Source organism: Roseateles sp. YR242 (assembly GCF_900109745.1).
Classification (GTDB): Bacteria; Pseudomonadota; Gammaproteobacteria; order Burkholderiales; family Burkholderiaceae_C; genus Roseateles.
The window spans coordinates 1-19,188 of the sequence record NZ_FOAV01000003.1 but is presented as its reverse complement, the minus strand read 5'-3'; the positions used below and the strand labels follow the sequence as shown (position 1 = coordinate 19,188).

The following is a 19,188-nucleotide window of genomic DNA, read 5'->3' as shown; positions in this document are numbered from 1 at the left end:
TGACAAACGCCCCGGGGCTGCCGGGGCGTCGGGAGGGGCCAGGCCTGAAGCGACCCGGCGCGTCTGCCGTCTTACTGCTTGACGGCTTCCACCTGGATGATGATCTTCACGTCCTTGGAGAAGCCGTAGGCCAGGCCGTAATCCACGCCCCATTGCGTGCGGTCGATCACGGTTTCGAAGTCGCCGCCGCAGACTTCACGCTTGAGCATCGGGCTCTGGTAGCAGTTGAAGTTGTTGGCCTTCAGCGTCACGGGGGCGGTCTTGCCCTTCAGGGTCAGTTCGCCGGCCACGGTGGTGACCTTGTCGCCGGAGAACGAGAACTTGTCGCCCACGAACTTGGCAGTGGGGAAGGTGGCCACGTCAAAGAAGTCCTTGCTCGACAGATGCTTGTCGAAGGCCGTGGAACCGCTGCTGATGCCGGACATGTCGAAGTTGATCTCCACCTTGCCGGTCTTGGCTGCGCGGTCGAACTGCACCGTGCCTTCCTTCTTCTCGAAGCGGGCGCGGTTGGTGGACGTGCCGAAGTGCAGGATCTCGAAGGTGGCGTAGGTGTGGGTCGGGTCGATGGCGTAGGTGGCGGTCTCCGCGTGAGCGGCGGCGCCCAGGGCCAGCAGGGAGGCGAGGATCAGTGCTTTTTTCATGATGGGTAGTGTTTGAACGGTTGGTGGTGAGGGAAGGGGGGAAGCGGGGAATGAGGGTGATGAGCGCGGGTTAAATGCACTTCAAAGGCGCTTCAAAGGTGCGTCAAAGTGCTTCAAAGGCGCCTAAAGAAAGCTCAAAGTGGCGACACGCCGGTGAAGGCCAGCTTGAACTTGACCTGCACGTCGTTGGCCACCATGGAGGTGTCTTTCCATTCGCCGTCGCCGATGTTGTAGTCCAGGCGCTTGATGGCCACCACGCCGGTGGCGGTGGTGGTGCCACCGGCCTGCGCCAGCGTCACCGGGACGACGACATCACGGACCTGGCCCTTGATGTTGAGCTTGCCGGCCGCTTCGAACTTGCCGCCGCCCAGGGCCTTGATCGAGGTGGACTGGAAGGTGGCCTGCGGCACCTTCTGGGTATTGAACCATTCCGGCTTGACCAGCTCGGCGTCGAAGGCGGGGTCACCCAGCGTGGCGGCGGAGAGGTCGATGGACAGGGAGACCTTGCCGGTCTCGGGCTTCTTCGGGTCGAAGGCCAGTTGAGCATCAAAGCGCTTGAAGTGGCCGTCCACCGGCACACCCATCTGCTTGAAGGTGAAGGTGATGTCGCTGCCGGTGGGGACCAGCTTGGCCGCCGTGGGCGCAGCCGTGGTGGTGGCCGTGGCGGGTGCTGGCGCGGCAGCATTGGCGGCCACCTTCGCGGCGGGCTTGGTCTGCGCCATGACGGGCGATGCCGAGAGCATCAGGGCCGCGCTGGCCACCGACAAGGCGGTGATGGACAGGGCCGTGGCCAGACGTGTGGGCAGACCCTGGGTCAGTCGAGCATTCATGGGAAACCTCTTTCGTTTTCGGGTTGTTGTGCGCAGTCGAAGGGGGCGGGGCCGGGCTTCGCGCTGGAGAGACGTCAGGTGGGCATCGGTGCGGGTTCTTCAACCGCGGCCCGGGAGCATGCGGCTCAGCAGGCCATCACGTTCCAGCACCACGTGCTTGACCACGGCGCCCAGGTGGGCAAGCACCAGGGCGGCCAGCCCGTAGGCCAACCATTCATGGGCCAGCTTGAAGGTGGCGGCCAGCGCCTTGTCCGGTGCCACCAGGTTGGGCAGTGGCAGCACGCCAAACCACACCACCGGGAAACCGGCAGCCGAGCTGTAGGCCCAGCCACTGAGCGGAACGGCAAAGAAGGCGGCATACAGGAGGCCGTGCACCAGGTGGGCCGCACGGGCTTGCCAGGCCGGCATTGGCAGGTCAGCCGGCGGGCGATGGGCCAGGCGCCACAGCAGCCGCACGGCCGAGAGGGCCAGGATGGTCACACCGGCCCACTTGTGCCAGTTGTACAGCTTGAGCCGGGTGGGGGAGATCGACAGGCCGGTCATGTACAGGCCCATGCCGAAGGCCCCGATGATGGCCAGCGCCAGCACCCAGTGCAGCAGCATGGCAAAGCCGTCGTAGCGGACCTTGGCGGTTTGGAAGGAATGGCGGGCGGTATTCATGGCGATGGCTAGGATTCGGTGCGAGGGGAAGGCGGATGCCGGTGGATGGACATTGACCGAGCCCCTGAGTGCATGGTCAGGAGTTTCAGTCCGGGGGGCCGTTCCTCGATTCATCGGAACTGAGGCCATTGTTCAGTGGATTTGAATGGCAGGATGCCGGTGACTTCACGGTGCCTTCATGACGGGGAGCCCATGCGCCCAGCGCGTGCGCCGGGAGCAGGCGCAGAGAATAGCGCTGTCCCGCCCATCGTGCAGCGTATGAAACCAGCGGGGCGGCGACAGGCCGGCTGCACGCCAGGCACTGCCTGACCCCGCCTGTCCCGGCATGTCCCAGCGTGATCCCGCCCCAACCCGCATGACCCCGCATGACCCCGCATGATCCCGCTTGAGGGGAGCGCTGCACGTCGGCTCGCGGGACTTATGCAGAGGCCCCTCAGACGATGCGCTTTGGCGCCGCTGCTCGCATCTCCCTCTTGAGGGGGATGGCCCCAGCCACATTGGCTGCGCATACTGACTCCCGATCGCACGCTGCCTGGACCTCAGCGTCGTGATCAAGGGGAGGAGTGCTATGCCGACCTGCCGGAGCCCATCAGGGCCGAGGGGGTCGGCATAGTTTTATCCGCACCAAGACATCAAGGCTTCATGGCTTCATAGCTTCGTCGGCGCATCGGGAGATGCCCCTTGAGCAGGTGTCAAAGCCTTCAAAAGCTGCGGTGAATGGTGTTGTCGTCGATCCAGACGGTGACAGTTGAGCAGGGAGCGCGATATAAAGCCTCCAGCATGGCTTGCGCGCCTGTGATTCACCCCCATGCATGGCGCCAGTGAATGGCACTGTCAACCAGTGAATCGATTTATCGGCCGTTGGTGGGGATGCTCAACGGCGGGGTCCCAGCCAGTTCGCAATAGTCAGTCTATTCAGTCGTTCCTTCGCCAGACATCGCTTCAGGAAGCCCTGCAAAACTCGCGCGAGCCGAGGTGTTTATGCAGAGGTTCATTCAGTCCTGGCAACAGTCCTCGCAGCAGTTCCAGCGTCTCGTCAACCCGACCATGATGGCGGGTCCGCCGGTCGGCGTCCGTGTTGGCCAAGAAGGGAGTCCGATGTCTGACGATGCAAGTCCGGCGGTCCCAAGCGCTTCGTTCGCGGGTGACGCGGACGAGCGGGAGAGCGCCAGGCGCCTGCGTCGGGTTCTGGACAACCTGTTTGTGTTTGTCGGCGTGTTGCTGCCGGACGGTCGCGTGCTGGAAGCCAATCGCGCGCCCCTGGAAGCGGGCGGTCTCACCAAGGACGAGGTCATTGGCCGCCCGCTCTGGCATACCGCCTGGTGGAACCATGACCCGCTGCTGGTCGATTGGCTGGAACAAGCCGCCGCACGGGTGGCCCGTGGAGAAACGGTGCGGCGTGACGTGGTCGTCCGGATGGCCGGGGACAGCCGCATGGACATCGACTTCATGCTGGCCCCGCTGCTCAATGACCAGGGCGCGGTGACCCATCTCATTGCCTCCGGCATCGACATCAGCGACCGGCGCGCCAGCGAGCGGGCCCTGGCGCGCAGCGAAGACCGTTTCCGCCGGGCTTTCGAAGGCGCCACGATCGGCATGGGGCTGATCGATGCGGATGGCCGCATTGCGCTGGCCAACGAAAGCATGGCGCGCATGTTTGGCTACACGCAGGACCAGCTGGCCGGCCTGCCGGTGCACGAACTGGTACCGCAGCGCCAGCGTGGCGCGCATCGCGAGCACCTCCAGTCCTTCATGCGCCAGCCCGCGCTGCGCTACATGGCCAAACGCCAGGAGCTCTATGCCCTGCGCCGTGACGGCAGTGAATTTGCGGTGGAGATCGGCCTCAACCCGATGCCGGACTCCGAAGGACAGCAGGTGCTGGCCACCATCAGCGACGTGACCGAGCGGCGCGCCGCCCAAAGTCAGATCGAGCGGGCGCTGGAAGAAAAAACGGCCTTGCTCAACGAGGTGCATCACCGCGTCAAGAACAACCTGCAGGTCATCTCCAGCCTGCTCAATCTGCAGGCCCGCCATGCCGACGAGCGGGTGCGCGAAGCCCTGCGCGACAGCCAGAGCCGCGTGCATTCCATGGCGCTGATGCATCAGCTGCTCTACGAGCGGGCCGACTTCAGTGCCCTGGACATGGGCCCCTACCTGCGGCGGCTGGTGCACCTGCTGCGCGAGACCTTCCTGGGCGCCAGCCAGCAGATCCAGCTGTCCGTGGAGGCGCCGGTGGACACGCCCTGGCGCATGGACCTGCCGCATGCGATCCCCTGCGGCCTGGTGGTGACGGAACTGGTGACCAACGCCATCAAGCATGCGTTTCCCAATGGCCGGCCGGGCCAGATCAGCGTGCGCCTGGGCGGCAGGACCGAAGGCCTGCTCGATGGTGCCGACACCACGCCCCAGGGCGAGCGCCCCTGGCTGGAGGTGGCCGATGACGGTGTCGGGTTGCCTGTGGGGTTTGAGCCCGCCAGCGCGCGCAGCCTGGGCTTCCAGTTGCTTCCGCTGCTGGCGGAGCAGTGTGGCGCCGTCTTTTCGATCAATGGCGAGTCCGGCACAAGGGCCGGCCTGACCTGGAACCGCGACAGCCTGGGAGAGGCGCATGGATGAACCGGCCGTTGTCACCGATCGACCGGTGCGCATCCAGATCGTGGAGGACGAGCGCATCGTGGCGCTGGACCTGCGCACCGGCCTGGAGCAGCTCGGGTACGAGGTGGTGGGCATCGCCTCGGACGAACCGGAGGCCCTGCGGCTGGCCCGCCATACCGAGCCGGATCTGGTGCTGATGGACATCCACCTGGATCGTGGCAGCGACGGTATCAGCGCCGCGCGCAAGTTGCGGGAACTGCTGGCCGTGCCGGTGATCTTCCTGAGCGCCTATGGGGAGCCTGAGACCCTGCAGCGGGCGGCGGAGGCGGCCCCCTACGGCTATCTGCTCAAGCCCTTTGAGCTGCGCGAGCTCAATGCCACCGTGCGCATGGCCATGGTGCGCCGTGCCGAGGAGCGCAAGACCGAGGTGGCTGAACGGCGGCTGCGCCTGGCCCTGGAATCCGCCCGGCTGGCGGTCCTGGAGCTCGACACCAGCCCGTCCGGTCATCGCCTGCGCTGGGTCGGGCAGGAAGCCGTGCCGGAATTGCGTTCGCTGACCCAGGCCCAGAGCCTGGTCGAACTCAGCGACGGCCTGGAGCCGCGCGGCCAGGACGCCCTGCAGACCCTGGTGCAGTTGGGCACCCCGATGGACCTCACCTGCGCCTGGCAGGCGGACGGCGAGCCCAGCCGCTGGCTGGAGATCCATGCCCGTCACTTCGAGCCGGAGGGCGTGATCATCGGCATGGTGCGCGATGTGAGCGAGCGCGTGGAGCGCGAGAACCACCTGCGCCAGGCGGCCGTGGCCTTCGACGCCACCGACGAGGCCATCCTCTTCCTGGATGGCGAGCAGCGTGTGCTGAGCTGCAACAGTGCCTTCGCCCAGCTCACCGGCTGGGTGGCGCTGGATGTGATCGGCCACCGGCCGGAGGAATTCCTCTTCGCGCGGCGCCAGGGCGACCCGACCCGCGACCCCGAGGCCCACCACTGGCACGGTGAAGTCACCTGCCGGCGGCGCGACGGCAGCAGCTTCCCCGCACTGCAGCACTTTGCCGCCGTGCTCAATGACGACGGCCAGGCCAGCCACCATGTGCTGAGCTTTGCCGACATCAGCGAGATCCGCCAGGCGCAGCATGCGCTGCGCCACCAGGCCCTGCACGATGCCTTGACGGGCCTGGGCAATCGGGTGCTGCTGCAGCAGGCGCTGCAGACGGTGACTGGCCCGATGGCCCTGGTCTTCATGGACCTGGACGGCTTCAAGACCATCAACGACACGCTGGGCCACGATGCCGGCGATGCCCTGCTCAAGCAGGTGGCCACCCGCATTCGCGCTTTGCTCCGCAAGGACGACGTGGCGGTCCGGCTGGGCGGCGACGAGTTCGTGATGCTTCTGCAGCATGTGGACCATGACGAAGCGGCCCTGCATGTGACGCACAAGCTGCTGGCGGCGGTGGCCCAGCCGCTGATGCTGGAAGTTCCGGACAGCTCGCCGCCGCAGGTGCAGTCCGTCCTGATGACCGCCAGCATTGGCGTGGCCCTGTACCCCTCGCAGGTGGACAGCCCGCAGACGCTGTTGCGCGCCGCCGATGCGGCCATGTACCAGGCCAAAGCCCGCGGCCGTTGCCGCTCGGTGCTGTTCGAGTCGGCCATGGCCGATGTTGCCAGCCATCGCCTCCAGCTGGAGCAGGGCCTGCGCGTGGCGCTGGAGCTGGGCCAGTTCCGTCTGGCCTGGCAGCCGGTCGTGGACCTGCGCACGGCCGACATCGTGGGCGCCGAGGTACTGCTGCGCTGGCGCCACCCCGAATTGGGCGACGTGCCGCCCTCGCGGTTCATTCCGGTGGCCGAAGACATGGGCCTCATCACCCGGATTGGCGCGTGGGTGCTGGACGAGGCCGTGGCCCAGGCAGCGGCCTGGCGCGGCCAGGGCCTGGTGGACCTGCGCGTGGCGGTGAACGTCTCGGTGCGCCAGTTCGAGCAGGACGACGTGCCGGCCCTGGTCGCCCAGACCCTGATGCGGCATGGCTTCCCGGCCCACCTGCTGGAGCTGGAGCTGACCGAATCCCTGATTGCCCAGGCCGCCACCACGGAACTGGCCCTGCTCAGGCTGCGCCAGCTGGGCGTGCGCCTGGCGCTGGACGACTTTGGCACCGGTTTCTCGTCGCTGGCGCAGCTGACGGCGCTGCCCATGGACCGCCTCAAGATCGACCGCAGCTTCATCAATGCCCTGGCCCAGGAAGGGTCGGCCCATGCCGTGGTGCGCAGCATCGTGGCCCTGGCCAGCGGCTTGAACCTCAGCATCACCGCAGAGGGGGTGGAAACCCTGGGGCAGCAGGAGTGGCTGCTCTCCCTGGCGGAGATGGATGCGCAGGGCTACCTGTTCCACAAACCCATACCGGCGGATGCGCTGGCCATGCTCCTGTCGCGCTGACCTGTGGCGTGCAACACCTTCCTGTTGTGGGAAGGTCGGGAATGTCCTTGGGCCGTTCGCAGGGTCACGATATATTGCCCGCCCTATACAAGCATTACCAAAACTTGCAGTCGGTATGAAATTCCTTATGAGGCAGTGGCCAGGTACTGCCCAAATCTGCCATGCCGGCCGAGCGTAGCGCCGCGCAGTCCAGCGTCGATCTGGAACTGCTGCGGCTGATCGCGAAGCAGGGCCGACGGGTGCCTTATCCGGTCGGGCTGGCGGCGCTGGCGATGGCCTTGATGAGCACGTCGGTGGTGCCCGCCGGGCTGGCCTTCGGCTGGCTGGCGGCGGTGTATGCCGTGCTGGCGCTGCGCTGGTGGATGCTGGGGCGGCTGCCGGACCTGCATGACGACCCATTGCAGCACCGGCTGAACTGGGCGGTGGGCCTGAGCCTGCTCAACGGCACGATCTTCAGCATCTCGCTGGGCGCAGCCCCGTGGCTGACCGACTTCCAGCGGATGGTGCAGACCATCGTGCTGCTGGGCCTGTGCGCGGGGGCGGTGGCCACCACCGCTGGTCACCGGGTGGTGTTCCAGGCCTTCCTCTGGCCGGTGACGCTGGCCAACGCCCTGGCCTGGGGCCTGGGCCGCAGCTCGGGCGACGAACGCTGGCTGGACATTCTGCTGGCCGCGCTGATCATCTTTTATGGGCTGATCCTGGTCAGCCTGGCGCGGGACACCTACCGTGTCTTTGCCGAATCCGTGCTCATCCGCCAGCAGCAGGTCAAAAGCAACCAGCAGTTGCGCCAGGCCCTGTCCCAGGCGGAATCCGCCATGGCGGCCAAGACCCGCTTCCTGGCGTCCGCCAGCCATGACCTGCGCCAGCCCATGCACACGCTGTCGCTGTTTGGCGCCGCACTGGACAAGCGCCCGCTGGACGACGAGGGCCGTGTCATCGTCACCCAGATGAACCTGGCGCTGCAGTCGCTCTCCTCCCAGATGGATGCCTTGTTGGACATCTCCAAGCTGGATGCGCAGGTGGTGCCGGTCAACAACCAGGTCTTTGCCCTGCAGCCCTGGCTGTCACGCCTGCAGCGGGAGTTTCAGCCGTCGGCGCAGCGCAAGCACCTGGTGCTGCGCCTGGATTGCCCGCCGGATGCCTGCGTGGAAAGTGACCCGGTGCTGCTGGAACGGGTGGTGCGCAACCTGATCGACAACGCCATCAAGTACACCCAGCGTGGCGAGGTGTCGGTAGAGGTCACTCGCGGTCAGGACGAGGGCTTGTGGCGGCTGGCCGTGCGCGACACCGGCATGGGCATTCCCGAGCATGAGCAGTCCAGCATCTTTGAAGAGTTCTACCAGGTCGGCAACCCGGAGCGGGACCGCGCCAAGGGTCTGGGCCTGGGCCTGTCCATCGTCAACCGCCTGGTGGACCTGCTGGACCTGCACCTGGCGCTGCGTTCGGTGCCGGGCCACGGCTCCAGCTTCACGCTGAACGTGACGGCGGCGGAACTCAGCGAGATCCAGCCGGACCAGTCCGCCCGACGCAGTGGCTCGCTGCCGCCGATCCGCGTGCTGGTGATTGACGATGAGGAGCCGGTGCGGGTGGCCATGGACGCCCTGCTCAAAGCGCATGGCTGCCAGGTGCTGGTGGCCGGCACCACCCGCGAGGGCCTGCTCAAGAGCATGGGCCAGCAGCCCGACCTGCTGCTGACCGATTTCCGCCTGCGTGGCGGGGAAGACGGAATTTCTGCCGTGCGTTCCTTGCGCAGCGCGTTCCCTGGCCTGCCGGCGCTGCTGGTGAGCGGGGACACCGCCCCGGAACGGCTGCGCGAGGCCCATGAAGCCGGGCTGACCCTGCTGCACAAGCCTGTCAGTGAAGAGCAATTGATCAACGCGATGCAGGCCGCCCTGGCCGAGCAGCGCAGGGAGGTAGGAGATGGCCACATTGTCCGGGGAGGCGCCGCCAGCCCCGTCTGAGAATCGTCGTTCCCAGCCGCCCGACGCGCGGCCGTTCGGTACCCGCTGGTTGTCCCGTCCGCTGGAGGACTGGATCAGTGCGGGCGACGAGGCAGACAGCCCCTGCGTGGACGTGCTCATCGTGGGCAGTGGCTACGGCGGTGCCGCCAGCGCGCATGCGCTGGCGGGCCGGCGCGATGCGCAGGGCCGTCCGCTGCGCGTGGCCGTTCTCGAGCGTGGGCGTGAATACCTGCCGGGCGCCTTTCCCAGCCGCTTTGCGGACCTGGCCGGACACGTGCGCCTGGCCACGACCGGCGCCGATGCGCCCACGGGCCGACGCGAAGGCCTGTTCGACTTGCGCCTGGGCCCGGATGTCTGTGTGGCCCTGGCCAATGGCCTGGGCGGGGGCTCACTGATCAATGCCGGTGTGATGGAACGCCCGGACCCTGACCGTTTTCGCGAACCGGGCTGGCCGGCGCCCTTCCTGGAGGAAGACCTTTCCCCCTGGTTCGATCGCGCGGAGCGGCTGCTGGGGGTGCGGGATGCCGGTGGAGACAACACCATCTACCGCTTGCGCGGCCACCGGGCCCGCCGGCTGGAGGCGCTGCAGGTGCTGGGCGGCGAGGCCACCCGGCCGGCCCGCATCCAGGTGGCGATGGACGACCTGCCGCGCGGTGCGGCGGGCTGGAAGCATCGTGCCTGCGTGGCCTGCGGTGATTGCGCCACGGGCTGCAACCACGAGGCCAAACAGTCCCTGGACACCGGCCTGCTGCTGCAGGCCTGGCGCGCTGGTGCCGAATTGGTGTGCGGCGCCAGCGTGGAACACCTGGAGCACCAGCCCGGCGGCGGCTGGATGGTGTTGGTGCAGCACACCGACGAGCTGCTGCGCCGCCGGCAGGCCGAGCCCTTCGTGGTGCGGGCCCGGCGCGTGGTGCTGGCCGCTGGCACCCTGGGTTCCACCGAGATCCTGATGCGCTCGCGCCGCCGCGGGCTGGCGGTGTCCCGCCTGCTGGGCCAGCGCTTTTCCGGCAACGGCGACGTGATTGCGGTGGGGCAGGGCTGGCGTGAGCCGGTGCAGGCCGTGGCCGACGAGCAGCAGCCGTTTGCCATGCGGCAGGTCGGCCCCACCATCACCGGCGTGCTCCAGGGGGGGCCGGACTTCGTGGTGGAGGACTTGGCCGTGCCCGGCGCACTGCGGCCGCTCTTCGAAGAGAGCTTTGCCTTTGCGGCCACCCTGGATGCGCTGGGTCGCGCAAATCCTGGCCCTCATGAGGAGCGTGCGGAGTTCGATGACCCTTTTGCGGTGCGCCCCGCCGTGACCGAGCGTTACCTGCCCCTGGCCATCATCGGCAAGGACAGCGGCACCGGCACCCTGGTGCTGCCCGAGGACAGCGAGGAACCGGGTGTGCTGGGCGTGTGCTGGCCGGGCCTGAAGTCGGAACCCGACATTGCCCGGCGGCACGCCTGGATCGAACGCCGCCTGCAGCATGAGCAGGCCCGGCTGCTGCGCAATCCGATGTGGCAACTGCTGCCGCCGGAAATGGCCTTCCTGGTCAACGATGCGCGCGGCCCCATGATCAGCGTTCACCCGCTGGGCGGCTGCGCCATGGGGGATCGCGGCAGCGACGGCGTCGTGAACGACCTCGGCCAGGTCTTCCGCGCCGAAGGCACCAGCGTCTACGAGGACCTGGTGGTGCTGGACGGTGCCATCGTGCCGGGTTCGCTCGCCATCAATCCCGCACTCACCATCACCGCGCTGGCCTTGCGCGCCCTGGGCCGCCTGAGCGCCCTGTGGGGCCTGGACGCGGGCACCGGCCCGCAGCGACAGGAGGCCCCGCGTCCCCAGTTCCGCACGGTGACGGCACCCCGGGCGGAGACGCCCACCACCGTCGAGGTGCGCGAGCGCCTGGGTGGTTTTGTGCGCTGGCCCGGCGCGCCCGGCTCAGCGGTCAAATACCTGGAACTGGGCTTTGTCTATCAGCCCAAGGGCCTCGCCGACCTGCTGCGGCCTGGCCCGCAACGCCAGCTGGACGCCGCCCCCGGCAGTTTCCTGCGCCTTTACGAGGCCCGTGAAACCTCACCCGGCCATTTCGAGGTGATGGGCCCGGGCCCAGGCGACGGCCGCCTCTGGTGGCACAAGGAGCGCGGCGAGCGGGCGGCCGTCCTCTCCATCCCCCTGGCTGCAGGCACGCTGACGCCCTTCCAGCGCGAGGCCTCCAGCGCGCTGCGCCGCCATGCGCGGGGCCTGGCCGCCTGGTTCATGAACCGGGGCTACCGGGACGCCGTGCAAGGCGCGCTGGACTGGCTCTCCAGCCGCAGCGCCCCCAGGCGCCCGGGCGAGCCCAAGGCCGGGTTGTGGGCGCGGGTGGTCAACGCCTGGCATCTGTCCGGCCATGCCGGCGAGGTGCGCCTGATGCGTTATGACCTGCGCGTGGCCCCGGACCTGCCGCTGCCCGACTGGGCGGCGCGCCTGGCCGGCGTGCGTCTCACCGGCCACAAGCGCATCAGCTACACACGGCGCGGCAACCCGTGGACGCAGCTGAGCCGGCTGACCCTGGCGCCGGCGGCCGGGCTGTTGCCCGCGCCCGGCCAACCCGCCATCGTGCTGGAACTCGACCTGCACTACCTGGCCCGCGAACGCATGCCGCTGCTGCGCATCCGCCAGGCCCAGGACGCCCCCAGCGCCATCCGCGATGTGGGCGCGTTGATGGCCTACGTGGCGCGCATGACCATTGGCCTGCATGCCTGGACCTTCCGCAAGCCCGATGTGGCGCCACCGCGCCGCATCGATCGCCTGCCCGGCGCCGTGCCGGACCTTCCCACGCCCACCATCCTGGAGATGGCGGCGGGCCGCTGGGGCGATGCCGGCCGCCAGCGCGAAGACCTCAAGCAACGCCCGGGTCCGGACGACGACCGGCCCGTGCTGGTGCGGCTGACCCGCTACGCCCGGCCCGGCGGCATGCCGGTGCTGATGCTGCACGGCTACAGCGCCAGTGGGACCACCTTCGCCCATCACTCCGTGCAGCCGGGGCCCGCGAAGATCCTGTGGGATGCTGGCTACGACGTGTGGATCGTGGACATGCGCACCAGCGCCGGCATGGCCACAGCCAAGCTGCCGTGGACCTTCGAGGAATCCGCATTCAACGACATCCCGCTGGCCATTGACCGCGTGCTGCGCGAGACCGGCCGGGAGAAGCTCTGTGTCTTTGCCCACTGCATGGGCTCGGTGATGCTGCACATGGCCTTGCTGGAAGAGCGCGAGCAGCCCTGGGAGCACTTCTTCCCGCTGCGGCGGCGACTCGCATCACGCATCAGCAAACTGGTGATCTCGCAGGTGACGCCCCTGATGGTCATGTCGCCCACCAACAGCCTGCGCGGGGTGCTGATGCAGCATCTGCGGCCCTACCTGCCCTTGCAGGACTTCTCCTTCCGCCCCGAGGGTCTGCCCACGCTGTTGGACCAGGTGATGGACCGGCTGCTGTCCAGCCTGCCGTATCCGGACGCCGAGTTCGACATCGAGAACCCCCCGCCGCCCCGCATCCGCCGCACCCCATGGACGGCGACCCGCCACCGCATGGACCTGCTCTACGGCCGCGACTTCGCCATCACCAATGTGGATACGCCGGTGTTTGATTTCATCGATGACCATTTCGGGCCGCTGAACATGGACACCGTGGCCCAGGCGGTGCACTTCGCCCGCTGCCACGAGATCACCGACTGGCAGGGCGCCAGCCTCTACCTGGACAGCCTGGCCAAGAGCCTGGCGCTGCTCGACGACTTCCCGGTGCTGTCGCTGCATGGCGAGGACAACGGGCTGTGCAGTGCCGAGAGCGCCGAGCTGCTGAAGGACTACTACGATCAAGCCGCACCGGGCCGTTATCGCTACCGCATCATTGCCGGGCATGGCCATCAGGACTGCCTCATCGGGCGGGACATCGCGACTCGTGTGTTCCCGGCGGTGCTGGCATTCCTGGCCGAGCCGGACCTCCCGCCCTCAAGGCTTGCGGCCGGTGGGGCGGTCTCCCAGGCGCCCACGGCGGTGGTGGCATGAGCACGCTCGCCTGCCTGCCGGAGCCCCGCACCGTGAAGGGAACTTCCATGGCCCATCTGTTGATCAGTGCCGAAGCGCCCTGGCACCGCGTGGAGCAGGGGGCTCCCCAGGCGGGCCGCGTGCCGCTGCTCACCGCCTTCCGGCCTGAGCTGGGCTGGCCACGCTGGGTGCTGCGTGTGCCCATGGCCTGGCATGGTGGCGATGTGTATGAGCGGTTGCCCGGCGCGCTGCAGTTCGAACCCTGGGTCGCGCCGGGCACCGGTCAGCCTGGTGACCCCTGGCGGACCACGGTGGCGCTGGGGCAATTCCCCGCGCTGCAACCTCCGGCGCTGCAACCTCCGGCGCCGCAATCCCCGCAGTCCCCAGCCCCGCCCGTGGCGCCAGACGCCAGTCCCGACCACCCGGCAGCGCAGGACATCGCCCGACGCGCGTCAACCCCTGGCTTGCTGCTGCTGGCGGTCTACCTGGAGCCGCGTGCCTCAGCGGTCGAAGGCGCTCACCTGGGGCGCATGCACGTGCTGGAGGGGGAGGAACTGCTGCAGCAGTTCGAAGGGGCTGTGCTGCAGTTGCTGGACCTGCCGCCGCAGCTGTGGTGGCAGGGTTTCGTGGCCAGCCCCCAGCCCGTGGATGCCCGGCCACTGAGTTTTGCGCTGGCGGCCTGCCAGTACCCCCCGGGCCTGCTGGACGTCAGCCCGGGCTGCGAGGTGGACCCGGCCCAGGCCTCGCCGGCGTTTGCATCCATGGCCCGGCTGCACCGCTGGGCGCGCCACCATGACGCCGGACGCGACCTCTCCCTGCTGCTGCTGGCCGGTGACCAGATCTATGCCGACGCCAGCGGCGGCCTGGCCGACTCGCGCAGCGGCATCCAGCGTTATGCGCGCGCCTTCGGCGAGTTCAAGTCGGGCGCGGTGCGCCACCTGCCGCCGTCGGTGCGGCGCGTGGTGCACAGCGTGGATGACCACGAGATCGTGGACAACTGGGAGCCCGACCGGGTGGAGGGTGTAGGCCCCTGGTTCGAGGTGGCCCGCCAGGCCGCCTGGGATCACCGCTGGGAAGCCGGCCTGCGTGTGGGCGGGCCGCGCTGCCTGTGGCACGACTTCGACTGGCAGGGCGGCGCCTTCTTCGTGGCGGACGCCCGCTGCGAGCGCGAGGCCCGCCGGGTGGGCAACTGGTCCCGCGCCCGCCTGTGGAGCCAGGCGCAGCGCGATGCCTTCAGTGCCTGGCTGGGCCGCAGCCTGGGCCGGCCGCGTTTCCTGCTGTGTGGCTCGCTGCCTTTGCCGCGCCGTCGCACCACGGCCGAACATGCCGCCAGTTGCTTGCGGTCGGACGCCTGGGACGGCTATCCCCACAGCCTGCACGAACTGTTGCGTGAGATCTGGCGCCAGCGTGCCAACGGGCTGGTGTTCCTGTCCGGTGACGAGCATCGCTCCGGCTGGATCAGCGCGGAGATCTCACCGGTGGACGGTGGCGGTGCGGACGAGACCGTGCAGTTGCACTCCATCCACAGCTCTGCGTTGTATGCGCCCTGGCCGTTTGCGGTGACGGCCGTGGAGGAGTTGGCGGCGCCGGAGGTGTTTGAATTTGACGGCCCACAGGGGCGGCGGCTGCGTTGCCAGGTCAGTGCCTGGCAGGACCATCCGGGCGATGGGTTTGCGGTGATGACGGTGAAGGACGGCGCCCTGCACGTCTGGTTCGATCGGGCCGAGCGGCCGCTCTACGCCACGGCGGGTGCGCCGGACGGGCCGGATGTGCAGGATGTGCCGGGTGGGCCCGCACCGTGCGCCCGACTGCCGCTGAGATAGGCGGCTGGCCTCAGTGCCGGTTCAGGCAACTGCGGTTGTAGTTTTCCTGCATGGTCTGCAGCAGCTCGCGCTGGCGGGCGTCCAGCGATGGCATGTTGGCGCGCTTGTCCGCGATCACGGCGCGCATGTTGGCGCATTGGTTGTCCTGGCGGTTTTCTTCCGCCTGGTGGGCGGCTGCGGCCTGCCGTTGCTCCACCCGCGTGCGGTCCAGTTCGCGTTTGTCGGCGTAGGCACGCTCCTGGGCTGCGCGGACCTCGTATTCGCACTTGTTGCGGTAGTCCTCATGCAGGCTGCGCAGGTTTTCACTGCTCACGCCACGTGCCGGCGCGGTGCGGACGGCCTCTTCCATTTGCGCGCACTGGCCGGTGAGGTATCTGGCGTGGTCGGGCGGCTTGGGGACGGACGGCGTGTAGCTGCGCAATGGCGGCGCTTGCGTCGCGGCCGGGCCCACCGAGCCGATCCTCGTGCTGCCGTTGGACGGCGACGCATCACCCGCGCAGGGACGGTCCGAGTAATACACCTGCCCGCTGCTGTTGGAGCAGCGGTAGGTGGCCGCAGAGGCGGACACCGAGAACGAGGCCAGGAGGGTCAGCATCCAGAAACGCGCGCGCATGGAACTTGTCAATTTTGTGAGCCAATGTGAATGGCGTTATTTTCCTGGATGCCGTCGTGTCCCCCCGGATCGGAAACCCTTCCCCCCCAATGGGGCGGTGCATCTGTTGCGGGGCCGCATCGGCGAGCGGCCCAAGGGCCCCGGAAACGAGCATGCGACACTGCCGGCGCCATGAAAGAAATCGAACTCCGCTTCCAGATCCCCGCCGCGCAATGGGCGGCCGTGCAACGGTGGGTGAGCGGCGAGGGCGATGCGCTGGCGGCGCCCGCTACGCAGGAACGGCTGCAGGCCCGCTATTTCGACACCCCGGCGCGCGATCTGGCCCGGGCTGGTTTTGCCCTGCGCCTGCGGCTGGAGGGCGACACCTGGGTGCAGACCCTCAAGGGCGCCGCGCCAGACGGCATGACGCGGCTGGAGCACAACGTTCCTGTGACCGCCCCCGCGACGGCCCCGGTGGGCGACGCCCCGATGCTGGACCTGAGCCGCCACGGCGACCATCCCGCCGGCCAGGCGCTCCAGGCTCTGCTCGAACGTATCGAAGGGCCGGGGTTGCAGGCCTTGTTCCGCACGGACATCCAGCGCCTGAGCCGCGCCCTGCCCACGCCCTTTGGGGAGGTGGAACTGGCCCTGGACCAGGGCGCCTTGCTGGCAGGCGAGGGCGCGGACGAACGCCGCACGCCCGTGTCGGAACTGGAAATCGAACTCAAGCAAGGGGAACCCCGCGCGGTGCTGGAAGTGGCGCGCGAGTGGGCGCTGCAGCGCTTCGGCCTCACGCTGGAGCTGCGCACCAAGGCGCTTCGCGGCGACCTGCTGGCCCGCGGTGAAGCCACCGCGCCGCCCATGTCGAGCCACCCGGCGCCGTGGCGCATGGGGCTGACCCAGGGGGAGGCCCTGGCCATGCTGCTGAAGTCGGCGGTGGAGCCCGTGCTGGGCAATGCCTCGCAGATCATCAGTGGCGACCATCGACCCGAGCATCTGCATCAACTCCGGGTGGCGCTTCGCCGGCTGCGCGTGGGGGTGGATCTGCTGGCCAGCGAAGCGGCTGAGATGGCGGGCACGGAGGGCAGCACAATTCCTGACGAAAGCCTTGTCGCCCTGCGCAGTCTGGGCGAGGGAGCCCAGCAACTGGGCCGCTTGTTGTCAGCGGCACGTGATGCGGACGCCCAGGCCCAGGCAGGCTGGCGCGAGGACCTGGAAACCGCGTGGCAGCGTGCCGCGCTGGCCACGCGGGCGCCAGCGGTGGGGGATACCCCTCAGATCTTGATGGCGGTGCCGATGGTGGTGCCGGCGAGGTGCCAACCCGCTGCACTGCTGGCCGATGCCCAGTGGCAGGGCTGGATGCTGGCCATCGTGGCCTGGCTGGTACGGGGTTGGCCGGTGGCCGCGCCGGTTGATGCCGTGGCGGCAAGGGTCGAGAAGCTGGGCGACAAGGCCCTGCATCTGGCCCGCCGCTTTGACAAGCTGGATGTGGAAGGGCGTCATCACCTGCGCCGTCGCTTGCGGCGGTGGAAGCTGGCGTTGCAAAGCTGCGCCGGGCTGGTGGCGCCCGAAGGCGGCGACAGTGGGGCAACGCCTGGCAAGCACCGCGCCAAGCGCCTGGCGAAGGACACGGACAAGCTGTTGGCCCGCGTGCAGCAGGCTCAGAAGCCACTGGGTGAGCTGAACGACCTGGAAGTCGGGCTGGCCCACGCGCGTGATTCGCTGCTGCGGGCCGTGGCCCTGGGCGATGCGGATGCCGCGGCCCGGGCCGGCTTCGACCTGGCCTGGCTCACGCCCTTACGCGATGCCGCGCTGGCCCGGGTGGGCCGACGAATGAAGCGGTTGAAGCGCTGAGGCTGCCGCCTCAGACGTGGCCGCTGGCCTCGCGAACGCTCGTCAGCAGCTCATGCACGTCATGGGTCATGACCGCGAGATAGGCGGCCAGGGCCAGGTAATACGTACCGTATTCCCACTTCACCGCGGTTGGCACGGCGTAATAGCCCAGCGCCTCATCGCTGTCATTGCGGTAGCGCCAGGCCTTTACCAGGTGGGGCAGGGCCAGGATCGCGATCAGCAGCAGCATCGGGCTGGGCTGATACAGGAACAGCGCGCCCAGCAACGGCACGCCCAGCAGCCAGATCCGTGGTGAGAGCACGGCCGTGATGCGGCCGCCGGGCAGCGGCGCCAGTGGGATCAGGCTGATCAGATTGATGAAGAGCCCGGCATAGGCCACCGCCATCAGCCAATCGGCCTCATAGCTGCGCGCCATGAAATAACACAGCGTGGCCCCCACCGTGCCCAACAGCGGGCCGCCCATGCCGACAAACGCCTCGGTCTGCGCATCCTGGGGCGCTTCCTTCATGCCCGAGAACGCGCCCACGAAGGGAATGAAGGTGGGCCAGCCGGCCTGCATCCCCTTGTAGCGGGCCGCGAGCACGTAGCCCAGCTGGTGGATGAGCAGCATGGCCATGAGCCCCACCGCATAGCGCCATCCAAACATCATGGCGTAGACCCACATCGTCAGCAGCATGCTGCCGATGGGGATCAGGAGCTTGCCGAACTTGAGCCCGGAGAAGATCAGCAGCAGGAGATTCAGGGCGTAGCGCATGGGCGGGGATGAGGTCAGGCAACGGATTTGTTGCGGCGGAAGAACTTCAGGATGGCTCAGCCAAAAGGGCCAAAGGCCGCGAGTCTAGCGATCAGAGGCTGCCCGACCGTCAGGAAGTTCCGCACTTCCCCCAGGAGAGGGGCACTGGGTTGTGAGGAAACGCACGAACCTGGCGGTTGGATCCACGACTGATGTGTTCGTCAGTCCAGCGCTGATCCGTGCGCCACCCGAAATGCCAACGCGATCCAATCTCCTGACCCCATCGCCGCCGATCGCGGACCCATCGAACCCCGAAACGCCAGACATCAAACCACTGGCGTCGCTGTTCCCCCATGCCGGTCAGCCGCGCTGGGTGCAGGAGGATCGCGACCTGGCGCGGACTGACTTCTTCAAGGAGGTGAGCGAGTATTGCGACCTGACGACGGAGGTTGCCGTCTGGCGCTACACGCGTGAGGTTCATCCCAGCTTCACGATCAACCATCGGATGGACCCGAGGCCCGAGATGGAGGACATGTTCCCGCTGCGCGATCCGCTGGACCCGAGGAAGGTGCATCGACGCTATGCCAACGCATCGGGTGAGTTGGATGGGCGGGTGGCCGTGTACGCGGTGGAGTCGCTCAGGGAGGCGCTGAGGACCCTGATGAAGAGCTGTGGCATCCCCCATCAGGATCACATGGAGCTGTGCAAACAGCTGGAGGCCGATGTTGGGGTGGAGTTGGATCGGCTGATCAAGGGGCACCGCAGGGCCCCGTACTACGAAGTGCGCAAGTTGCAGGTGCACGAAGTGGCCGACCACGAGCAGGCGCTGATCGGGCAGTACGGATTGTTCGGATTGCCCCATGAGCACCCCCAGCGTCAGCCGGTGCTGGAAAACGGCCGGGTGCTGGGCCTGTTCGTTGGCGCGCTGCTCCAGAACGCTGAAGAGGAGGACGCATATGCCCAGGCGTACCCGGGCCACTCGAGCTACACGGTGACCTTCCAGGTCAAGAACCAGAGCAAGAACAAGCGCAATCGCACGCGTTTGGTCGGGGTGACGGGGCTGGGGGT

12 protein-coding genes are annotated in these 19,188 nt (G+C 68.1%); 7 read left to right on the top strand and 5 right to left on the bottom strand.

Annotation, left to right across the window (positions count from 1 at the left end; all coding sequences use genetic code 11):
• Window positions 1-71: 71 nt before the first annotated feature.
• The 3 genes from BMY53_RS07305 to BMY53_RS07295 all read right to left on the bottom strand — a co-directional run bounded on the left by BMY53_RS07305 (window position 72) and on the right by BMY53_RS07295 (window position 2,131).
• Window positions 72-641, bottom strand: a complete 570-nt coding sequence (locus BMY53_RS07305; RefSeq protein WP_092945211.1) for a YceI family protein — start codon at window positions 639-641, stop codon at window positions 72-74.
• 134 nt (window positions 642-775) lie between these two features.
• Window positions 776-1,363, bottom strand: a complete 588-nt coding sequence (locus tag BMY53_RS07300; RefSeq protein WP_177200804.1) for a YceI family protein — start codon at window positions 1,361-1,363, stop codon at window positions 776-778.
• A gap of 207 nt (window positions 1,364-1,570) precedes the next feature.
• Window positions 1,571-2,131: a cytochrome b gene (locus BMY53_RS07295; protein ID WP_092945210.1), complete on the bottom strand. Its 561-nt coding sequence runs from the start codon at window positions 2,129-2,131 to the stop codon at window positions 1,571-1,573.
• A gap of 1,098 nt (window positions 2,132-3,229) precedes the next feature.
• Here BMY53_RS07295 and BMY53_RS07290 point away from each other — a divergent pair.
• The 5 genes from BMY53_RS07290 to BMY53_RS07270 all read left to right on the top strand — a co-directional run bounded on the left by BMY53_RS07290 (window position 3,230) and on the right by BMY53_RS07270 (window position 14,941).
• Entirely contained in the window at window positions 3,230-4,744 is a 1,515-nt protein-coding gene (locus BMY53_RS07290) for a sensor histidine kinase (protein ID WP_177200778.1), read from the top strand.
• The gene (locus BMY53_RS07285) at window positions 4,737-7,148 is read left to right on the top strand and encodes a two-component system response regulator (RefSeq protein WP_092945205.1); all 2,412 of its coding nucleotides are present in this window, start codon (window positions 4,737-4,739) and stop codon (window positions 7,146-7,148) included. The genes BMY53_RS07290 and BMY53_RS07285 overlap by 8 nt, the downstream gene beginning before the upstream one ends.
• Window positions 7,149-7,309: 161 nt before the next feature.
• The gene (locus BMY53_RS07280) at window positions 7,310-9,109 is read left to right on the top strand and encodes an ATP-binding response regulator (RefSeq protein WP_092945204.1); all 1,800 of its coding nucleotides are present in this window, start codon (window positions 7,310-7,312) and stop codon (window positions 9,107-9,109) included.
• The gene (locus BMY53_RS07275; RefSeq protein ID WP_092945203.1) at window positions 9,069-13,139 is read left to right on the top strand and encodes an alpha/beta fold hydrolase; all 4,071 of its coding nucleotides are present in this window, start codon (window positions 9,069-9,071) and stop codon (window positions 13,137-13,139) included. Before BMY53_RS07280 ends, BMY53_RS07275 begins: the two co-directional genes overlap by 41 nt.
• Window positions 13,136-14,941 (top strand): alkaline phosphatase D family protein, encoded by a 1,806-nt coding sequence (locus BMY53_RS07270; protein ID WP_092945202.1) that lies wholly within the window; start codon window positions 13,136-13,138, stop codon window positions 14,939-14,941. Before BMY53_RS07275 ends, BMY53_RS07270 begins: the two co-directional genes overlap by 4 nt.
• Before the next feature lie 10 nt (window positions 14,942-14,951).
• Here the strand turns inward: BMY53_RS07270 and BMY53_RS07265 are convergent, their stop codons facing one another.
• Complete coding sequence (locus tag BMY53_RS07265; protein ID WP_092945201.1) at window positions 14,952-15,554, bottom strand: DUF4124 domain-containing protein; 603 nt, start codon at window positions 15,552-15,554, stop codon at window positions 14,952-14,954.
• A gap of 171 nt (window positions 15,555-15,725) precedes the next feature.
• Between BMY53_RS07265 and BMY53_RS07260 the strand changes: the two genes are divergently transcribed.
• Complete coding sequence (locus BMY53_RS07260) at window positions 15,726-17,387, top strand: CYTH domain-containing protein (RefSeq protein WP_177200777.1); 1,662 nt, start codon at window positions 15,726-15,728, stop codon at window positions 17,385-17,387.
• 10 nt (window positions 17,388-17,397) lie between these two features.
• Here the strand turns inward: BMY53_RS07260 and BMY53_RS07255 are convergent, their stop codons facing one another.
• Window positions 17,398-18,141: a site-2 protease family protein gene (locus BMY53_RS07255; RefSeq protein WP_092945199.1), complete on the bottom strand. Its 744-nt coding sequence runs from the start codon at window positions 18,139-18,141 to the stop codon at window positions 17,398-17,400.
• A gap of 232 nt (window positions 18,142-18,373) precedes the next feature.
• On the opposite strand from BMY53_RS07255, the gene BMY53_RS07250 reads away from it, so the two are divergent.
• On the top strand, window positions 18,374-19,188 hold an 815-nt coding region (locus BMY53_RS07250; protein WP_218151199.1), incomplete at its 3' end, for a hypothetical protein.